This window comes from Pseudalkalibacillus hwajinpoensis, assembly GCF_015234585.1.
Lineage (GTDB): Bacteria > Bacillota > Bacilli > Bacillales > Guptibacillaceae > Guptibacillus > Guptibacillus hwajinpoensis_B.
This window is the reverse complement of the sequence record NZ_JADFCM010000004.1, coordinates 65,585-85,619: the sequence shown is the minus strand read 5'-3', so window position 1 is coordinate 85,619 and position 20,035 is coordinate 65,585. Positions and strand designations below refer to the sequence as shown.

Here is a 20,035-nt window from a genome sequence, read left to right as displayed (position 1 = left end):
CTCCCAAAGAGGAAGGGGGGAAACTAGTGACAAACGCACAATTAAAAGCTGATATTGTGGCATACAGTAAAACTATTGGGATTGATAAGATAGGCTTCGCGGCGGCAGATCCTTTTAAAACCCTTAAGCAACGCTTAGAGCGTCAGCAGGAGCTTGGTTATCAGTCAGGCTTCGAGGAATCTGATATAGAAAAGAGAACAGAACCTGAGCTATTGCTAAGCGGTGCAACAACGATTATATCAATTGCCATTGCGTATCCTTCGCGAATGAAGGATAGCCCTAGGAGTAAGAAGGGCGAAAGGAGAGGACTTTTCTGTCGTGCTTCATGGGGAATTGATTATCATCACCTCCTTAGAGAGAAACTCTCCCTTTTAGATGCATATATTAAATCGAAGGTTCCAGAGGCTAGAACGAGCTCGATGGTCGATACTGGCGAACTTTCTGATCGAGCTGTAGCTGAAAGAGCCGGCATTGGTTTTAGCGGTAAAAACACAATGACCATAACAGAAGAATTTGGTTCATGGGTTTATCTTGGTGAAATGATTACCGATCTAAATTTGGAACCTGATGAGCCTGTTGAAGAAGGGTGTGGTGACTGTAATATTTGTGTAGACGCATGTCCGACTGGTGCCTTAATTGAAGGGGGGCAGCTAAACGCGAATAAATGCATCGCTTTTCTTACGCAAACAAAAGGTTTTTTACCTGATGAATACCGTACTAAATTAGGAAACCGATTATATGGGTGCGACACCTGCCAGCTCGTTTGCCCCAAAAACAAAGGAAAAGATTTTCATCATCATCCTGAACTCGAACCAGATCCAGAGATGGTAAAACCAAAGCTCATACCACTTCTAACAATGTCCAATCGTGAATTTAAGACTCAGTTTGGTCAAGCGGCTGGTTCGTGGAGAGGAAAGAAGCCTATTCAACGAAATGCTATTCTTGCTCTTGCTCATTATAAAGATGAAACAGCTATTGATACACTGGTCGAAGTGATGGAAAAAGATCCTCGTCCGGTGATCCGCGGCACTTCGGCCTGGGCGCTTGGGAAAATAGGTGGGGAGAAGGCCTTTAATGCCCTTACAAAGGAGCAATTGAGAGAAAATGACAAGGATGTGGCAGATGAGATCGCTAAAGGCTTGTCAATGCTTAAAAATAAGACTTAATGCTGATGGTCAAACGATTAGATGCGTTGTAAGATAGTGAAAAATGTATAATAAAGAAGGGATAGAATGGAGAAACAAGTGATTCATTATGGGGAGTTTCTATCGCCTATAGGTGCAATAACATTGTTTGCTAGTCCTAATGGAGTTAGTAGGCTCGATTTTGGTTGCGCTGAAGATGTACTGCCTATTGCTGAAACATGGTATAAAAAACATCATGTCAAAGCGGACCTTGTTTTCAATTCTGATATAATCGAACCCATCGTCATGCAATTGGAAGAATACTTCAGTGGAAAAAGAAGGTTCTTTGATCTAAAGCTTGATAAGGTAGGAACGATTTTTCAACAGAAAGTATGGAACAACCTTTCGGAAATTCCATATGGTGAAACCCGGTCTTATCGAGATGTAGCTGTTGGTATTTCGGCACCAAAGGCTGTTAGAGCCATAGGTTCAGCTAACAACCGAAACCCAATTCCAATCATTGTACCGTGTCACAGAGTTATAGGAAGTAATGGTGCTTTAGTTGGCTATGGTGGCGGCGTAGATAAAAAAGAATATTTATTATCACTTGAACAGCAGCATTCTATGCATGCCGTTCTACCGTAACGATATATAGTGCCAGTTCGCTATCTTGATAGCGAACTGGCTTTTTTGTTTTTTTGTCTTAGGCATAAAGTTATAAAAAGAGCTTCGTTTCTTGTAAAATAGCAAATGCATTTTAAAAAAGAGATACTAAAATATCTAGGGCGAAGAATGAGAGCAACTTGATACAGCTTTTAGTTTTAAGCCCTCATATGAGGAGTGAACATTATGAACAGCTTTTTATCCAAAAGTCTGATCTACGTAGCGGGATTATTTACACTAGCCTTTGGGGTTGTCTTATTAATTAATGCCGATGTTGGAATTGCCCCATGGGATGCTCTCTACGTTGCGCTTTCTGACCAACTAGGGTTTACCGTGGGAACATGGGTGTTTATTGTTGGTGGTATTTTAATTTTTATCAATAGTCTTATTATGATGAGGAAACCAAACTTAGCTGGTTTTATTCCAATTATTCTTCTAGGATTGTTTGTTGACCTCTTGAATTTACAAATTCTCACTTTCATTGATGTAGATGGAATCGTTACCAGGTGGACCTTATTTCTTGTTGGATTAGTTATCATGGGTCTTGGAATTGCAGTGTACTTATTTGCATCTCTTGCATCTATTCCAAACGATGAACTCATGCTTGCCTTAACAGAAAGAACGGGATGGAGTATTGGTATTACTAAGACATTAACAGAAGCTCTTGCGTTTGTTCTGGCATTCTTGTTAGGCGGGCCGATTGGTGCCGGTACCTTTGTAGAAGTGCTTCTGCTTGGTATTCTTGTTGGTTGGTTTGATAAATTACTCAAGAAAATAACACACCCTTCAGCAGAGCCAGCTGTAAACCATTCCTGATTCCAAGTCATGTGTTTGATTTCCCTGTCATAAAGTGCGATGAGGGGGGACGCATATGGTGTGGGGAGACCAGTTGAAATCTTTCTGGAAAGAACAAGCAACTTGCTTACTAAATGGAACGGATCATTCAAGAATAGGAACTAGGCCTTCAGAGGAAGAAGAAGCAGTCAACCGTTATCGTATACAGAGCCAAAATAGGGGAGCTTCTGTTATTCGTATAAAAAATAAAGGGATCCTCCTGGGAAAAAAAACAGTCTCGACGAGCCAACTTTATGAATATCTTCTTCATCAGCAGTTTCTTATTAAACAGGGAGAAAAACTATATCAGGAAGAACGACTTGAAAAGAGATTGGCAAAAATGGTGGAGGGTGAACTTATTCTTGATCGATCAGCTGAGATAGAGGGAGGAACACTTCAAGTAGCAGAAGGTAAAGGCAGCGGTGATGCTCGTCTAAAAGGCTCCTATTATGATCGGTTATCAGCTCTGAAATATGCTGAGAGATGGTGGGATGATGCGAATCCTTCTTATCAGTCGTTTGATGTAGATTGTACAAATTATATTTCTCAGTGTCTTCATGCAGGGAAAGCCCCTATGCGTGGTTACCCAGATCGCACTAAGGGATGGTGGATGAAAGGAAATAACTGGAGCTATTCATGGACTGTAGCTCATGCGCTTAGGTGGCATTTAAGTAGCTCGAAGAATGGTCTTCGAGCTCGTGAAGTAGCGAATCCGGATGATCTCATTCCTGGAGATATTATTTGTTATGACTTTGATGGAGATGGCCACTGGCAACATACTACTTTTGTCGTAGATAATGATGAGAAGGGATATCCTCTTGTCAATGCTCATACAACAAATAGCAGGATGCGCTATTGGGCCTATGAAGATTCTACGGCATGGACGCCTGAAATCAAGTATAAGTTTTTTCATATTGAGGATTAGAGAATGCCATCTCCTAATCTAAAACATGCTATAATAGTATTGTTTTGAAGTGGAGGTGAATGAATATGTCTTTAAATATTGTACTGTTTCAGCCTGAAATACCAGCGAATACAGGGAATATAGCTAGAACATGTGCAGCAACAAATACAAGTCTACATCTAATTCGCCCACTAGGGTTTTCGACAGACGATAAAATGTTGAAACGTGCGGGCTTGGATTACTGGCAATATGCTGATGTACATTATTATGATTCTCTAGAGGAGTTCTTTGAAAAGAACCAGGGTGGAGAATATTATTATATTACGAAATACGGTACGAATACACATACTGACTTTGATTACTCAGATGTGAATGAGAATACGTATTTTGTTTTTGGAAGAGAAACGAATGGTTTACCAGACGAGTTGATTGAAAATAACAAAGAGCGTTGTCTTCGTCTACCGATGACAGATCATGTTCGTGCTCTCAACCTTTCAAATACTGCTGCTATTATGGTATATGAAGCACTAAGACAGCAAAGTTATCCTGGGATGAAATAAAAAAGAACGACTTTCAGCAAAGAGCTGAAAGTCGTTCTTTTTTTTGATAGAAGTTTAAGCGTATTTCAGCGTTCAAAAACTTTGTTTTTGAACGCTCGTCTTCGCTTTTCGTGTCTAGCTATAGTGGGCAAATCCTCCGGTTGTTTCACCCAATCGATTGAGACAAAAAGCGTCTCATTCTCATGGGTTCCAACGCCCTGCGGATTTAACCGCCCACTTTCGCTTTTCGTGTCTAGCTACGACTCGCAGAAACTGCGATATTTCACTCTTTCACCAGAACACAAAAGGCGTGTTCTAGTTCAAGAGTTCCAATATCTCCGTTTCTAAACGCTCGTCTTCGCTTTTCGTTTTACCTACTACCTTTTTTGGTTTTGCTTGGTCGGTCGTTGTAGCCAGCTGTAAAGATGGCTGCTAGGAAAGCTAGGATTACTACTAAAATACCCAGGAAACTCATGGTCTCATCCTCCTCAGGTAAAATTGTGTCCAAATCTAACTCTCATTATAAACCATGTGCGGGAAGGTGTGAATGTTTTGAGGGGAATTCTTGTAGTGAGGAGTTGTTTGAATTGGAAAAAAACGTCGTTATTCGATAGGATAGAGAGAGAAACCTAAAGGAGGATTTATTTTATGTATGTTGTGATGAATGAATTGAAGGTCCCTGATGAAGCAAAAGACATGATGAAGCAACGTTTTGGGAAAAGTGCTGATAGTATGAAGAATGTTGATGGTTGCTTGGAGTTTCTATTTCTTGAACAGTCGGCTGAAAACGGAAAGCTTATTGTATTTACGAAATGGGAAAGTGAAGAGGCTTATCAGAATTGGGTGCACTCCGATTCATTTAAGAACGCTCATAAAGAAAAGCGCGAATCGAAAGAAAAATCTCCAGCAACAGGAAATGAACTAAGCGAATTTACAGTAGTTTATCATACGTAAAGATGAGAGCCGGGCAACCGGTTCTTTTATTTTGGACTTTTTTCATAACTGAGCAGAAACCCTATAAAGACTCGATTGAATCATTGGAAAGAAAGCCGAATGTTATTGGACATCCCCGCATAACATGTATTAAATCCGATGAACCAAACTTGGAGGGGGCTCTTAATGGATATCTTACGTAAAATCCAGCAGCATCGAGAAGAAGAGAGGCGGCTGAAGTGGGAAGGAACCTTCAGCGAGTATTTAGACATTATCCGGGAACGACCTGAAGTAGCGCAGTCAGCTCATTCACGTGTTTATAATATGATAAGAGATGCAGGGATTGATGAGGTTGATGGGAAAAGAAGTTATTCTTTCTTCTCTGAAGAGCTTTATGGACTTGAGGAAGCAATCGAACGTCTGGTAGAAGAATACTTTCACCCTGCTGCCAAAAGGTTAGATGTCAGAAAACGTATTCTCTTATTGATGGGACCAGTAAGTGGTGGTAAATCAACTCTTGTTACGGTGCTGAAAAGAGGACTGGAGAAATATTCTCATGAAGAGTCTGGGGCTGTTTATGCGATTAAAGGCTGTCCTATGCACGAAGATCCACTGCACCTTATACCACATCATTTGAGAGATGAATTCCACGATGAATACGGGATCCGAATTGAAGGAAGTCTTTCCCCACTAAACGTAATGCGCCTTGAGCAAGAGTATGGTGGTCGTATTGAAGATGTGATGGTAGAGCGCATATTCTTTAACGAGGATAAGCGGACAGGTATTGGTACATTTAGTCCTTCAGATCCTAAGTCTCAAGATATTGCAGACTTAACCGGAAGTATTGATTTCTCAACGATAGCGGAATTTGGATCAGAGTCTGATCCTAGAGCTTATCGATTCGACGGAGAATTAAATAAAGCCAATCGTGGAATGATGGAATTCCAGGAGATGCTGAAATGTGATGAGAAGTTTTTGTGGCACTTGCTTTCACTGACTCAAGAAGGAAACTTTAAAGCTGGGCGTTTTGCGCTAATTTCTGCTGATGAACTTGTTGTAGCGCATACGAACGAAGCAGAGTATCGCTCTTTTATATCAAATAAAAAGAATGAGGCGTTACACTCTCGTATTATCGTTATGCCGGTTCCATATAACTTAAAGGTGAGTCAGGAAGAGCGTATTTATGAGAAGATGATTCGTGAAAGTGATGTAGCTGATGTGCACATCGCCCCACATGCTCTTAGAGTAGCTGCTATTTTCTCTATCTTGACGAGGTTAAAAGATACGAATCGTCAGGGAGTGGACCTTGTTAAGAAAATGCGACTCTACGATGGAGAAATTGTAGAAGGCTTTAATCAGGTAGATGTGGATGAACTTCATAAAGAGCATTCGGATGAGGGAATGAGCGGGATTGATCCGCGTTATGTTATTAACCGAATTTCCTCTACGATTATAAGAAAAGAAGTACCGTCAATTAATGCCCTGGATGTTCTTCGTTCATTAAAAGATGGACTTGATCAACATGCTTCTATCTCAAAAGAAGATAAAGAGCGGTATATGAATTTCATCTCCATTGCGCGCAAAGAGTATGATGAAATTGCAAAGAAAGAAGTACAAAAAGCATTTGTTTACTCTTATGAAGAGAGTGCAAAGACGCTAATGGATAATTATCTTGATAATGTTGAAGCGTATTGTAATAAAAATAAGCTCCGCGACCCTCTTACTGGAGAGGAAATGAGTCCGGATGATAAGCTTATGCGTTCAATTGAAGAACAGATTGGCATTTCAGAAAATGCGAAGAAAGCATTTAGAGAAGAAATTCTTATTCGTATCTCTGCTTATGCTAGAAAGGGTAAGAAGTTCGATTATAATTCCCATGAACGTTTAAGAGAAGCGATTCAGAAAAAATTGTTTGCTGATTTAAAAGATGTAGTCAAAATAACGACATCTTCCAAAACACCAAATGAAAATCAACTCAAGAAAATCAATGAGGTTATCGCACGTCTCATCGATGAACATGGATATAATTCAATTTCAGCCAATGAACTTCTACGTTATGTAGGTAGTCTCCTAAATCGATAATTAGAAGAAGCATGCCTCTTTAGGTATGCTTCTTTTTATGCTGCTATAAGGAGCGCTATTTATGAAATGGGTGAATATACTTAAAATAAGAAATTTTCTTCGTTCATGGAATAGAAAGCCACTATAACGATGGAAGTGAATGGTGAGAATATGCAATGTAATCGCTGTCATATACGTGTGCGCTTGTGCCAGCTTATTATGAGTGATAGATTAGACGTAAAGACGTATTGAAAAGAGGTTTGAGATGAAGAAGGAACGCAATCCGCTTTGGGAGTGGATCAAGGCTTTTTCAATAGCTGTAGTCCTGGCGATTGTTATTCGTGAATTTCTCATAACGAACTATGTCGTTCATGGTGAATCAATGATGCCAACGATCCAAGATGGGAATCGTTTAATTATTAATAAAATTGGTTATGAAGTCTCAGAGCCTGATCGATTTGATCTTGTTGTATTTCATGCGAATGAAGAAGAAGACTATATTAAGAGAGTTATTGGTCTTCCAGGAGATACGATCGAATATAAAAATGATGTTTTATATGTGAATGGTGAGAAAATAAAAGAACCTTATCTTGAGCGTTATAAGAAAGATATTTTTAACGGGAACCTCACTGAGAATTTCCATCTTGAAGATAAAACTGGAAAATCAGAGGTGCCCGAGGGATATTTATTTCTCATGGGGGATAACCGAAGACATAGCTATGATAGCAGGCATATTGGTTTCGTACCAATGAATCAAGTAGTAGGGGAAGTAAATCTACGCTACTGGCCACTTGAGAAAATTGATTTCACTTTCCAAAAATAAACTAAATATGGTTATTAAGGAAGGGAATCGGGGTACTATTAATATTGAGGTGATTCAAAATGGCGGATCATAAAGAAAAACCTGAGAACAGTTCAATGGCGATGAATGAAAAAGAGATGGCCGAACTCGGTAAAGAGATGGAAGAGCTAGACACAAATGATGAGATTAAGAAAAAGGGTAAACGTCCAGATCCGATTCAACACAAAAAGGAAAACGAAACAGAGTAACTCCCAATAAGGGAGTTTTTTTTTGAATATAGACTGAGAAGGATAAAACATAAGTATAAACGGATGAAAGTCGTCCAATTCGAGTAGTTGGAGCAATAAAAGCTGCATTTGTCAGAATTAATTGTCAATTATCGCTTGTATTTGCATAGGATAAAGTATACTATTCAACGCAGCCGAAGGATGTCCACATTAGGGTTAAGTTTCTGAACTAACATCATGAGCGATCATCGATCATTGAATAAATTTTCGATAGAAATTTAATTTTTTTAGGAGGGAAATAAGGCATGAAAGACAAGGACTCCAACAATTTCGTCGTCTCTCAGGAGAATTGGTCCCTCCACCGAAAAGGCTATCAGGATCAACAACGCCATGCCGAAAAAGTTCAAGATGCTATCCAAAACAATCTCCCGGATCTCATCAGTGAAGAGAACATTATTTTATCTAACGGTCGAGATGTCATTAAAATACCAATACGTTCACTTGATGAGTATAAAATTCGTTATAACTATGATAAGTCTAAGCATGTTGGGCAAGGTGAAGGCGATAGCCAGGTGGGAGACGTTGTGGCAAGAGATGGTTCTGGGGAAAAACAGCCTGGGGCCGGTAAAGGTGAAGGGGCTGGAGATCAGCCAGGAGAAGATTATTATGAAGCAGAAGTTTCTCTGGTAGAACTGCAGGATATTTTATTTAAAGAACTGGAACTGCCGAATTTACGTGAAAAAGAAACAGCCGACGTAGTGAAAAAGAAAGTAGAATTTAATGATATTCGAAAAACTGGACTTATGGGTAATATTGATAAGAAAAGAACAATTCTATCAGCGTATAAGAGAAATGCAATTAGTGGAACACCATCAATTGCACCGATTTATCAAGATGATCTACGCTTCAAAACATGGAATGAAGAAATTAAGCGCGAATCTAAAGCTGTCGTTTTAGCCATGATGGATACAAGTGGTTCGATGGGAAAATGGGAGAAATATATGGCAAGAAGCTTTTTCTTCTGGATGTCACGTTTCTTACGATCGAAATACGAAACAGTGGAGATTGAGTTTATTGCTCATCATACAGAAGCAAAAGTCGTCACTGAAGACGATTTTTTTTCAAAAGGAGAAAGCGGCGGAACAATTTGCTCATCAGCTTATCGCAAAGCGCTTGAACTCATTGATGAGAAGTATTCTCCAGCACGTTACAACATTTACCCATTCCATTTCTCAGATGGCGATAACCTGACGTCAGACAATACAAGATGTGTGAAACTGGTCAATCAAATTATGAAGGTCTCGAACATGTTTGGGTATGGAGAAGTTAATGCTTATAATCGCCACTCCACCCTGATGAGTGCCTACAAAAATATACATGATCCTAAATTTAGGCATTATATCCTAAAAGAAAAGAAAGACGTCTATCACGCAATGAAAAGCTTCTTCCGAAAAGAAGAAATTCATTCATAAGCTTCCCGAAAAGGGGAGCTTTTTTCTTATAGTTTGGCTATGCGATTGAACGCTGTTATTTTCACTCAGATGATCCACAAATTGAGAAGTCAAAATAAGTTAATATTGCTTTTAGATCAGATAGGAAGGTACATACTAATAACAAGTAAAGCGTTGGAGGAATCATTATGAAATTCATTAGGTTTCTTTCTATTTCCCTTCTTATCTTATTATTGATGCCTTATGATGTGACAGCTCAATCAAATGTGGTTGAAGTTCATTTTATTGATGTGGGACAGGCTGATAGCATTTTAATCACGTATGGAGAAAAAGCTGTGCTAGTCGATGCAGGAGATAATGGTGATGGAGAAACGGTTTCAAATTATATAAAGAAGCTAGGCATTAGCCAATTAGATTATATTGTGGCGACGCATCCTCATCATGACCATATTGGTGGGATGGATGATGTGATAGAAAATTTCGATGTAAAAACTGTGATGATGCCCGATGTTTCTTATCCAACAGTTCACTATAAGTCCCTCTTAAAGGTATTGAAGAAAAAAGACATTACCTTAGAAAAGGCACGAAAAGGTATGAAAATAAAACTAGGACATCAGGTTAATATACAGGTCATTTCACCTTCCAAAGAAGCGGAGTACGAGGATTTTAATGATTATAGTGCCGTATTACGGCTGAGTCATAAAGAGAATAGCTTCCTGTTGATGGGGGACGCTGGGGTAGAAGTAGAGAAGCAAATGCTAGAAAAAGTTAAAAGGAAACAGATTAAATCTGATGTTCTAAAAATGGGGCACCATGGTGCGAGTTCGGCTACATCAGAGACATTTCTTAAAGCCGTAACCCCAGAGACTGCTGTTATTTCTGTAGGTAAAAATAATCGTTATGATTTTCCAGATGAAAATGTGATTCAGAGATTAAATGAACATCATATTTCTGTTCTAAGGACAGATGAAATAGGAACGATTATTGCTACAAGTGATGGTGAGAACATTGTATTTCATACTGATAACAACCTGATTTCACATAAAAAGGATAAATAATAACCGGCGAAGGAGCTTACACTACATGTTGTAAGGCACCGCCTTTCTTGTCTGAACGATCATACACCTTGGGAGGAATGCTTGTGCATAACAATCTGCAAAACCTCATGTCTAAGAACATCGTATCCGTTACACCAGAGCAATCGATCCAGGAAGCAGCGGCTCTAATGAATCAGTATAATATTGGTTCATTACCTGTCATGAAAAATGGTCAGCTTTGCGGAATGGTTACAGATCGTGATATTACGACTCGTGCCACTGCAACTGGTGGAAATGCGGATTGTCAGGTGAGCCAATGTATGTCTAACAATATTGTCTCAGCTACATCTAACATGAGTGCAGAAGAAGCAGCGGCATTAATGGCTCAGAATCAGATCCGACGATTGCCTATTGTTGAAAACAATCAGGTAGTGGGAATGGTTTCGCTTGGAGATTTTGCGACGAAAACACCTGACCATCAAGAGGCCGCCACCGCACTATCGAGCATTTCTCAGAATGGAACAACACGGGGTTAAGAACAAAGGGACTGACAAATGTCAGTCTCTTCTATTTCGTTCATCCTATGATAAAATCAGGATAGAATCATGTGGAAATAGGGTACATAGTAATATAGATGGAATGTGGAGGGAAAGCATATGTCAGAATTAGATGTATCGAAATTCGAAAAAAAGATTGAGATTAGGCAAATTCATCACGAAGATATAGATGAAATCCTTTCATTACAGAAAAAATGTTTTCCTGGAATGGATCCCTGGAAAAGAGAGCACCTTGAGAGTCACCTGGAAATTTTCCCAGAAGGGCAATTTTGTGTAGAACTCGAAGGAGAAATCATAGGCTCCTGTTCAAGTTTAATGGTGAACTTTGATGAATATGATGATCAGCATACGTGGGATGATATTACGGATGAAGGATATATTACAAATCATAACCCTGATGGCTATAACCTTTATGGTATTGAAGTGATGGTTCATCCGGAATATAGAAGGATGAAAATCGGTAAGCGTCTTTATGAGGCACGAAAAGATCTTGCGCGAGAATTAAACGTGAAGAGTATTATTATCGGAGGGCGAATTCCGAATTACCATAAACACGCGAATGAAATGAAAGCATCAGAATACGTAGAAGAAGTGAAATTCCAGAACATATATGATCCTGTTTTAACGTTCCAGCTCATGAATGGATTTAATGTTATGAGAATAAATCCGAACTATTTACCAGATGATAAAGCTTCAAAGCAATTTGCTACTTTAATGGAGTGGAATAACGTTGAATACAAAGCCGTTACAAGAAGGCACTTTAGATCGTCATTCCCCGTTCGAATTTGTGCGATACAATATGCGATGAAGAAAATCTCTTCCTTTGAAGAATTTGCAAACCAAGTAGAATATTATGTTGATGTGGCAGCAGATTTTGGTTCTGATTTTGCTGTGTTTCCTGAGATCTTTACGACACAACTAATGTCGTTCATGGATGAAAAAATACCAAGCAAAGCTGTTCGTCGTTTAACAGAATATACAGAGCCGTATATCGAGCTTTTTACAGAATTAGCTGTAAAGTATAACGTTAATATTATTGGTGGTTCTCATTTCGTTTTAGAGGATGAAAAGATCTATAATATTGCTTATTTGTTTAGAAGAGACGGAACGATTGAAAAGCAATATAAAATTCATGTTACCCCAAATGAACGTCGTTGGTGGGGAATTCATGGTTCAGATGGTATAGAAGTTTTTGATACAGATTGTGGTAAGATTGCGATCCAAATCTGTTATGATATCGAATTCCCTGAGCTTGGAAGAATTGCGACGGATAAGGGCGCTAACATTCTATTTACACCTTTCTGTACCGATGATCGTCAAGGGTATTTACGCGTACGTTATTGTGCGCAGGCTAGAGCGGTTGAGAACCAAATCTATACAGTCATTGCAGGTACGATTGGTAACTTATCTCAAGTAGAGAATATGGATGTACAGTATGCACAATCAGGGATTTTCACGCCTTCAGATTTTGCTTTTTCAAGAGATGGAATTGCTGGTGAATGTCACCCGAATATTGAAACTGTGGTGGTAGGCGATGTGGATCTTGAGATTCTTAGAAGACAACGTCAATCTGGTACGGTTCGCCAGTTGCGAGATCGCCGAAAAGATTTATATGAGATACATTACAAAAAGTAAGCCGTTCCCCGGCTTGCTTTTTTTGTCGAATTTAAGAGAATGGTGTTTTTTTCCTATATAGCATTGGCGTACGATACAATTCGTATTATGATAATTAGAGAAAAGGAGAAAATCTAGCCAAAATGCAGGATTTTAACAGGTTTTCTCGAATTGATAAAAATTAAAGAAGATATACATAATAGGAGGCAATAATGGACTGGAAAAATGAATATAAAAGATGGGTATCAGCAACTTCCCTTGACGAAGAATTGAAAAAGGATCTTGAAGCATTAAAAGGACAAGACCAATCACTTGAAGATGCATTTTATAAAAATCTTGAATTTGGCACGGGTGGCATGAGGGGAGAAATAGGCCCTGGTACGAATCGAATGAATTTATATACGATTCGAAAAGCCTCGGAAGGTCTTGCGCAATACATAGATGCACATGGTGAAGCTTACAAGAAAAGAGGAGTAGCGATTGCTTACGATTCACGTCACAAGTCTCCTGAGTTCGCTATGGAAGCTGCGAAGACCCTTTCGAGCCATGGCATTCAAACGTATGTTTTCGAAGAGCTACGCCCCACACCAGAGCTCTCGTTCGCGGTTCGAACTTTAAATGCTTGCGCTGGAATCGTTATCACAGCGAGTCATAACCCACCAGAGTATAACGGTTATAAAGTTTACGGAGAAGATGGAGGTCAGCTACCACCTAAGGCTGCTTCAGAAGTAATTTCATATGTAGACGGTGTTGAGAATGAGTTAGAAGTGAAGGTTACGTCCGAGCAAGAACTGAAAGAAAAAGGACTTATTCAAATGATTGGCGCAGAAATTGATCGTCAATATGTAGAAGAATTAAAAACGCTTCGCGTAAATCAAGGACTACTTTCTAAAATGGGCGAGCAATTAAAAATCGTCTTCACGCCTTTGCACGGAACAGCGAATATTCCTGTGAGGGAAGGTTTGAAAGCTTATGGATTTACGAATGTAACTGTTGTAAAAGAACAGGAGTTACCAGATCCTAATTTCTCTACAGTGTCTTCTCCAAACCCGGAAGAACATGCTGCGTTTGAATTAGCCATTCAATATGGGGAGCAGGAGGATGCTGATATACTTTTGGCTACAGATCCAGATGCAGACCGTGTTGGTGTAGCTGTGAAAAACAAAGAGGGTAAGTATGTGGTCCTGACTGGAAATCAAACAGGTGCTCTATTGTTGAACTACATCATTACTCAGAAAAAAGAAAATGGAGAGCTGCCGGAAAATGGCGCAGTTCTTAAAACAATTGTTACTTCTGAAATTGGTCGTAAGATTGCGGAGGATAACGGTCTTACTTCATATGATACGCTTACAGGATTTAAATTTATTGGAGAAAAGATTAAAGAATTCGAAACAACTGGGGAGCATACTTTCCTATTTGGCTATGAAGAAAGCTATGGCTATCTTGTTGGTGACTTTGTTCGAGACAAAGATGCTGTTCAAGCATGCCTCGTAGCAGCTGAAGTTGCTGCTTTCTACAAGTCTAAAGGAATGACGCTTTATGAAGGTTTGCTCGAAGTATTTGAACAGTATGGATTTTATCAGGAAGGTCTTGAATCGTTAACACTGAAAGGAAAAGAAGGGGCAGAGAAGATCGTTTCTTTACTTGCGAAATTCCGTGAAGAGCCGCCTACTGAAGCAGCTGGATTACGAGTGCAAAGCGTAGAGGATTATGAGACAAGCAAAAGAACGTTTTTAGGTAGTGGTGAAAGTGAGCAAATTGAATTGCCTACTTCAAATGTATTGAAATATATTTTAGAAGATGGATCATGGTTCTGCCTTCGTCCTTCAGGAACTGAGCCGAAAGTGAAATTTTATTTTGGCGTAAATAGCGATAATCTTGAAAACAGTAAAAGCAAATTGGCTGAACTTAGATCGTCCGTTATGGGTAAGGTTCAAGAACGTTTGGGATAAAATAAAATAATGAAAAAGAAAACCAGGACAAATCTCTCGTCCTGGTTTTCTTGATGAGTTTCCTCTAAAAGCACAACATGTGTCTTATGCTAAACTAAGACACGAAAAAAAATCGGCTAGTTTCGCCGATTTTTCTACTATTGGTGAAGTTGTTGTTTATTCAATTGATGTTCGTATTCAGCTTTGTTCATACGAATGAGATGAAATACTTTGTCTTTCGTTTCGCTATCTAGTTTCTCGAGAATTTTACCTGCTTTATACTCGTTTGAGGTAACAATCTTTCGATAAATTTTAGATAACCGTTTATCATCTTCGGATAAATCCAAAAGGCACTGCCTCCTTATAATGAACTAAACCTTTTTCCTATCCTTAAATTACGATTTATTTTACAATATATGAAGAGAAGTAGCAAGAAATTAATTTATTTATGACAGAATATTCTTATTCATAGAAACATAAATGAACACGAAAGGGAGTTATATCATGGAATATACAAATGAAATGAAAAACCGTTTAAAAAGAGTTGAAGGTCAAATTCGTGGTGTTCTTCGTATGCTTGAAGAAGAGAAAGATTGCAAAGATGTAATCACTCAGCTATCTGCTAGCAGAACGGCGATTGACCGTACGATAGGTTTAATAGTTGGTTCTAATCTAGAGGAGTGTATTCGTGAACAGCTTGATAAAGGCGAGTCTACAGAAGATGTTGTAAAGGAAGCTGTTCAACTTCTCGTTAAGAGCCGTTAAGCATTATTAGGATATTGAATAAAATATCATGAGAATCCTAGTACCTTTTTAAAATGGATACACGACTCAATAAATCATACCCCTCCTTCGTTTTCAAAAGTAAGATGGGAAATGTTCTGTGACAATAGCTGTCTTAAGTATTTGGTATAGTTCCATCTAAAATCGGTATGATAGTGAATAATGGATAAACTCTGCTATTTACAACATTTGTGCTTACAAAGCTATGTGTTAATTGGGCATTTAGTCGATGTTCTTTGGTAAAAGGAGGAGCAAATGAGAAATTTGATAATCGGGATCGTCGTCCTTAGTGGTTTTTTAGCTTTTGGTTTGCAAGTTTTTACGGATAATAAGAATGTTAGCGTTATAAATCAAGCAGAACCAGCGAAGCAAGTGTCAGGAGCTGTTGAAGTAGGATTGCAAAAAGGAGATAAGGCACCTGATTTTACATTATATTCACTAGAAGGGGAAGAAGTGAGCCTCTCTGATTACAAAGGGAAGGTAACTTTTATTAATTTCTGGACGACCTGGTGCCCCCCTTGTAAAAAAGAAATGCCGGATATGCAGGAGTTTTATGAAGAAAAGGCAGAGGAATACGATGCAGAAATTCTTTCTATAAATATTACGACCAACGAATCTTCTTCTCAAGTTGTGGAAGATTTTGTGAAAGAATATGCTCTTACCTTTCCAGTATTGTTGGATGAAAATGGTGAGCAATCAAATACTTTCGCTACTATAACAATACCAACGACGTATTTAGTTGACAAAAATGGTATAATAATGAAGAGGGTAATAGGTCCTATGAGTAAAGAACAAATGGTTGAGTTGGCATCTTCAGTGGAATAAGAGAGGTATTGTTAGGAGAGGTATGAGCTTCCGTTCGCTCAATCGTTCTTTAAAAGAAACGATGTTTTAAAATTGCGAAGGATAAACAGTTGACGCATAAGGGGGAGTGAACTGTGACTAATTTAGGATTTGGTGTCATGTTGTTTTTGATGTTGGGATTTGTCCAGTATAGCTGGATTTATGAGCCAGTGAATGGGGTTGGGATTGAATTTAAATCAAAATGGTCCTACATTTCGATGTCGGTTTTTCTTGGTTTACTTGTGGGTTATCTCATTACGACGGGGATCTATCAGATTTATTAGAAGAATACGATTGCTATAAATTATTTTCGCATCTCGTTCCTATGGTTCATTTGTAGTTTTACAGCTCTTATTGACGAGACGGGGATTAGGGCTTATGATTTAAATATACTAAAACTAGCCTCAGACAGGTTAGACGGCGATTTTTCTGAAAGAAAAACCTTTCATTTTCATCGCCCTTTGTCGATTGTTCGACAGGGGGCGATTTTTTTATTGTCTTATTTTTATACCATTCATTGAATTCCTTTAAAAAAGGTAAGCATGAGATAAATGATGGGAGGATCATCGAATGTGGAAATATGTATTACTTGTTTTATTTGCAGGATGTAGTTTAGGTTCATTGTCTACAATTACGAAAATAGGGATTTCTAAAGGATTTTCAGTAGGAGAATTATTAGCTGGTCAATTCTTTATTGGATGGCTCGTTCTAATAGTTCTCGTTGTTCTTTCTAAGAAAAAACTAAAATTACAAGGCTTAAAATTTATTCTAATCGGTGGAGTGGCTATCGGTTGTGTTTCTATTTTCTATACGCTTGCTGTATCCAAACTGCCAGCTTCTATTGCGGTGCTTCTTCTCTTTCAATTCACTTGGATCGGCCTCCTACTTGATTCTCTCAGTCAAAAAAGATGGCCAGAACCTAAAACGTTCGTATCAGTTATTATTCTCCTCATAGGGACATTTCTAGCGAGTGGAGTAGTAGGAGCTAAGGAATTCATTTATGATCCGATCGGTATTTTACTGGGTCTTCTTGCAGCAATCTGTTTTGCCATCTATATTTTTATTATGAGTAAAACATCAGCAGAAGTTCCTGCTGTTCAAAAAAGCTTTTATATGGTTACAATAGCTGGTATTCTCGTCTTAACTATGTTCTCCCCTGAGTCACTTTTCCAAGGGGATATATCAGGTGAATGGTGGATGTTTGGTTTGTTTTTAGCGCTTCTCGGAAATATATTTCCGGTCTTATTTATGGCCATTGGTGTACCTAAAGTAGGTTCAAGTGTTGGAACGATTTTAAGTTCCTCAGAGCTTCCAGCGGCAGTGCTTTTATCGGCGGTTTTTCTTCACGAAGCGGTTCATCTTGTTCAATGGGGAGGCGTTTTGTTGATTTTGATTGGCATTGTCATCTCCCAGTGGAATGTAAGCTATGACCAACAGTCAGAAAAAAAAGCAGCATAATTCTCTGTAACTGACAAATACAAGTTCTAGAAAACGAATGTATATCCTTATAACCTATTTTTGTAAAGGGGAAGTTGCGTAATGGAATTGTTACGTATTCAAGACACATGGATTGAACTTGGTATTGCACTCGGTATTTTCCTTCTTTTTCTAGTAATGAGGAAAATTTTCGCGAAATATATATTTAATGTTTTTCTTAAATTAAGTAGAAAGTCTTCTACAGAATTTTTCACACACCTCTTCCTTGCTTTTGAGAGGCCGTTACGAATGTTATTCGTAATAATTGGTTTGTATATTTCTGTACGTTACGTGTCATTCCTAGATCATCATAATGAACTTTATAAAGAGATTATGAGATCGTCGTTAATTTTTCTTACTGCATGGGGATTATATAACCTTTCCTCATCGTCATCACTGTTTTTCCAAACAGTGAACAGCAAATATAATCTAAAAATTGATCAGCTTCTTATTCCGTTTCTATCAAAAACACTTCGTCTTTTAATTGTTGCTATGACGTTTAGTGTTATCGCAGGAGAATTCGGTTATGACGTTAACGGCTTCATTACTGGGCTTGGACTTGGAGGTTTAGCGTTTGCTCTTGCTGCAAAAGAGACGATTGAAAACTTCTTCGGTGGAATAGTGATTATTACTGAGAAGCCATTTTCGATCGGTGAATGGATTAAAACACCGAGTGTAGAAGGCGTGGTTGAGGATATTACGTTTAGAAGTACTAAAATTCGTACGTTTGCCCAGGCGCTTGTGACAGTTCCGAATGCGCGATTAGCGAATGAAAATATTACGAACTGGTCCAAAATGGGTAAGCGGCAAATTACCTTTCATTTAGGAGTAACGTATAATACGCCATCAGAAAGACTTGAAACGTGTATTGATCGAATCGAGAAAATGCTTCGCGATCATGAAGAAATTCATCCCGAGACTATATTTGTGTCATTTGATGAGTTTAATCATAGCAGCCTTGATGTTTTTCTTTATTTCTTTACCAACACAACCACGTGGGGGGACTTTTTGAATGTAAAACAAGATGTGAATTTTAAAATTATGAAAATAATGGAAGAAGAACATGTTGCTTTTGCATTTCCTACACAAACTCTCCATGTGGAAACAACTCCGTCACATGAAGAAGAGAAAATGTATAACTAAGACAAAGGCAGGTCCTCCATGGAGAGACCTGCCTTTTCTTATGCGCTTTTTTTAGTAAGGGCTTTTTGCTCTTTAGTAGAAGGTTTTCTTTTGCTCCAAATGGTAGCTAGGATCGGACCAGAGATGTTATGCCATACACTAAAAATAGCGCTTGGTACTGCGGCGATGGGATTAAAATGAGCAGAAGCAAGTGCTGCGCCTAGACCGGAATTTTGCATCCCGACTTCAATCGAGATCGCGCGTTGATCGGGTTCAGGGAGTTGCAGTAATTTGGCAAGAAAATAGCCAACGACAAGGCCAAGTATATTATGGAGAATAACAATTGAGAAAATAATGAGTCCCGTTTCTGCAATCCGATCTTTGCTTGCACCAACGACTGCTGCAACAATAGCGACGATTGAGATAACTGAAACAAGCGGAAGGACTTTAACACTCTCAGCAACTTTTTCTTTAAAAATCAGTTTTACGCCAAAGCCAAGTGTAATGGGAATAACGACCATTTGAAAGATCGAAAGGAATAGATCACCTGCAGATACAGGTAGCCATTGACTCGCAAATAAGAGAACGAGAGCAGGTGTTACTAAAGGAGCCAGTAGTGTAGAAACGGCTGTAATCGCTACTGATAAAGCTGTGTTTCCTTTCGATAAGTAAGTGATGACGTTTGAAGCAGTCCCCCCAGGACAACATCCAACAAGAATTACACCGACAGCAATTTCAGCTGGTAATTGAAAAATAACGGCAAGACCGTAAGCGAGCAAAGGCATAACAATAAATTGTGCAGCTACTCCGATGGCAACGCTTTTTGGTTGTTTCACTACTTCTTTGAAATCCTTTGCAGATAAGGTCATGCCCATGCCAAACATAATGACTCCGAGTAAGATCGTTATGTATGATGTAATCCACGTAAATCCATTAGGGAATATAAACCCGAGCACTGCAAAAAGAATGACCCAAATCGCAAAGGTATTCCCCGCAAAATGACTTGCCTTCTCAAGAGCTCTCATTTCATCACATCCTTAGAAAATTTAATCCTGATTATACGCCTATTCATGAAATTTTCAATACAATCTGACAATTTAATAAAACATTTTTGAATAACGATTTTTTTACGTT

Annotated in this window: 21 protein-coding genes; 19 read left to right on the top strand and 2 right to left on the bottom strand. The window is 38.7% G+C overall.

Annotated features, from left to right (window positions below):
- Positions 1-26: 26 nt before the first annotated feature.
- The 14 genes from queG to IQ283_RS09975 all read left to right on the top strand — a co-directional run bounded on the left by queG (position 27) and on the right by IQ283_RS09975 (position 14,698).
- Entirely contained in the window at positions 27-1,166 is a 1,140-nt protein-coding gene (gene queG, locus IQ283_RS10040; RefSeq protein WP_194220056.1) for a tRNA epoxyqueuosine(34) reductase QueG, read from the top strand.
- 66 nt (positions 1,167-1,232) lie between these two features.
- Complete coding sequence (locus tag IQ283_RS10035) at positions 1,233-1,769, top strand: methylated-DNA--[protein]-cysteine S-methyltransferase (RefSeq protein WP_194220055.1); 537 nt, start codon at positions 1,233-1,235, stop codon at positions 1,767-1,769.
- 204 nt (positions 1,770-1,973) lie between these two features.
- Positions 1,974-2,603, top strand: a complete 630-nt coding sequence (locus tag IQ283_RS10030; protein ID WP_242057318.1) for a YczE/YyaS/YitT family protein — start codon at positions 1,974-1,976, stop codon at positions 2,601-2,603.
- Positions 2,604-2,658: 55 nt separating this feature from the next.
- Positions 2,659-3,546 (top strand): amidase domain-containing protein, encoded by an 888-nt coding sequence (locus IQ283_RS10025; RefSeq protein ID WP_194220054.1) that lies wholly within the window; start codon positions 2,659-2,661, stop codon positions 3,544-3,546.
- Between the two features lie 65 nt (positions 3,547-3,611).
- Positions 3,612-4,085: a tRNA (uridine(34)/cytosine(34)/5-carboxymethylaminomethyluridine(34)-2'-O)-methyltransferase TrmL gene (gene trmL, locus IQ283_RS10020; RefSeq protein WP_194220053.1), complete on the top strand. Its 474-nt coding sequence runs from the start codon at positions 3,612-3,614 to the stop codon at positions 4,083-4,085.
- A gap of 627 nt (positions 4,086-4,712) precedes the next feature.
- Positions 4,713-5,018 (top strand): antibiotic biosynthesis monooxygenase family protein, encoded by a 306-nt coding sequence (locus tag IQ283_RS10015; protein WP_194220052.1) that lies wholly within the window; start codon positions 4,713-4,715, stop codon positions 5,016-5,018.
- Between the two features lie 165 nt (positions 5,019-5,183).
- Positions 5,184-7,079: a PrkA family serine protein kinase gene (locus IQ283_RS10010; protein WP_194220051.1), complete on the top strand. Its 1,896-nt coding sequence runs from the start codon at positions 5,184-5,186 to the stop codon at positions 7,077-7,079.
- Between the two features lie 244 nt (positions 7,080-7,323).
- Positions 7,324-7,881 (top strand): signal peptidase I, encoded by a 558-nt coding sequence (gene lepB, locus IQ283_RS10005; RefSeq protein ID WP_194220050.1) that lies wholly within the window; start codon positions 7,324-7,326, stop codon positions 7,879-7,881.
- A 59-nt stretch (positions 7,882-7,940) separates the two neighbouring features.
- Entirely contained in the window at positions 7,941-8,108 is a 168-nt protein-coding gene (locus IQ283_RS10000; RefSeq protein WP_194220049.1) for a hypothetical protein, read from the top strand.
- Between the two features lie 284 nt (positions 8,109-8,392).
- Positions 8,393-9,559: a sporulation protein YhbH gene (gene yhbH / locus IQ283_RS09995; protein ID WP_194220048.1), complete on the top strand. Its 1,167-nt coding sequence runs from the start codon at positions 8,393-8,395 to the stop codon at positions 9,557-9,559.
- A 167-nt stretch (positions 9,560-9,726) separates the two neighbouring features.
- On the top strand, positions 9,727-10,596 hold the full coding sequence (locus IQ283_RS09990) for a ComEC/Rec2 family competence protein (protein ID WP_194220047.1): 870 nt from the start codon (positions 9,727-9,729) through the stop codon (positions 10,594-10,596).
- A gap of 77 nt (positions 10,597-10,673) precedes the next feature.
- Complete coding sequence (locus IQ283_RS09985) at positions 10,674-11,111, top strand: CBS domain-containing protein (protein WP_194220066.1); 438 nt, start codon at positions 10,674-10,676, stop codon at positions 11,109-11,111.
- Between the two features lie 120 nt (positions 11,112-11,231).
- Positions 11,232-12,767 carry a bifunctional GNAT family N-acetyltransferase/carbon-nitrogen hydrolase family protein gene (locus tag IQ283_RS09980; protein ID WP_194220046.1) on the top strand — a complete coding sequence of 512 codons (1,536 nt, stop codon included), beginning with the start codon at positions 11,232-11,234 and terminating at the stop codon, positions 12,765-12,767.
- Positions 12,768-12,958: 191 nt separating this feature from the next.
- On the top strand, positions 12,959-14,698 hold the full coding sequence (locus IQ283_RS09975) for a phospho-sugar mutase (RefSeq protein ID WP_194220045.1): 1,740 nt from the start codon (positions 12,959-12,961) through the stop codon (positions 14,696-14,698).
- A gap of 137 nt (positions 14,699-14,835) precedes the next feature.
- Here IQ283_RS09975 and IQ283_RS09970 read toward each other — a convergent pair whose 3' ends face one another.
- Positions 14,836-15,024, bottom strand: coding sequence for a hypothetical protein (locus IQ283_RS09970; RefSeq protein WP_194220044.1), 189 nt, complete (start codon positions 15,022-15,024; stop codon positions 14,836-14,838).
- 157 nt (positions 15,025-15,181) lie between these two features.
- Between IQ283_RS09970 and IQ283_RS09965 the strand changes: the two genes are divergently transcribed.
- The 5 genes from IQ283_RS09965 to IQ283_RS09945 all read left to right on the top strand — a co-directional run bounded on the left by IQ283_RS09965 (position 15,182) and on the right by IQ283_RS09945 (position 18,922).
- Positions 15,182-15,442: a metal-sensitive transcriptional regulator gene (locus IQ283_RS09965; RefSeq protein WP_194220043.1), complete on the top strand. Its 261-nt coding sequence runs from the start codon at positions 15,182-15,184 to the stop codon at positions 15,440-15,442.
- A gap of 273 nt (positions 15,443-15,715) precedes the next feature.
- Positions 15,716-16,285: a TlpA family protein disulfide reductase gene (locus IQ283_RS09960; RefSeq protein WP_194220042.1), complete on the top strand. Its 570-nt coding sequence runs from the start codon at positions 15,716-15,718 to the stop codon at positions 16,283-16,285.
- A gap of 113 nt (positions 16,286-16,398) precedes the next feature.
- Positions 16,399-16,587 (top strand): hypothetical protein, encoded by a 189-nt coding sequence (locus IQ283_RS09955; RefSeq protein ID WP_194220041.1) that lies wholly within the window; start codon positions 16,399-16,401, stop codon positions 16,585-16,587.
- Between the two features lie 286 nt (positions 16,588-16,873).
- A complete protein-coding gene (locus IQ283_RS09950) occupies positions 16,874-17,761 on the top strand; it encodes an EamA family transporter (RefSeq protein WP_194220040.1) in 888 nt (295 codons plus the stop codon).
- A gap of 81 nt (positions 17,762-17,842) precedes the next feature.
- The gene (locus IQ283_RS09945; RefSeq protein ID WP_194220039.1) at positions 17,843-18,922 is read left to right on the top strand and encodes a mechanosensitive ion channel family protein; all 1,080 of its coding nucleotides are present in this window, start codon (positions 17,843-17,845) and stop codon (positions 18,920-18,922) included.
- A gap of 38 nt (positions 18,923-18,960) precedes the next feature.
- On the opposite strand, the gene IQ283_RS09940 is transcribed toward IQ283_RS09945, so the two are convergent.
- Positions 18,961-19,926: a bile acid:sodium symporter family protein gene (locus IQ283_RS09940; protein ID WP_194220038.1), complete on the bottom strand. Its 966-nt coding sequence runs from the start codon at positions 19,924-19,926 to the stop codon at positions 18,961-18,963.
- Between the last annotated feature and the right edge of the window lie 109 nt (positions 19,927-20,035).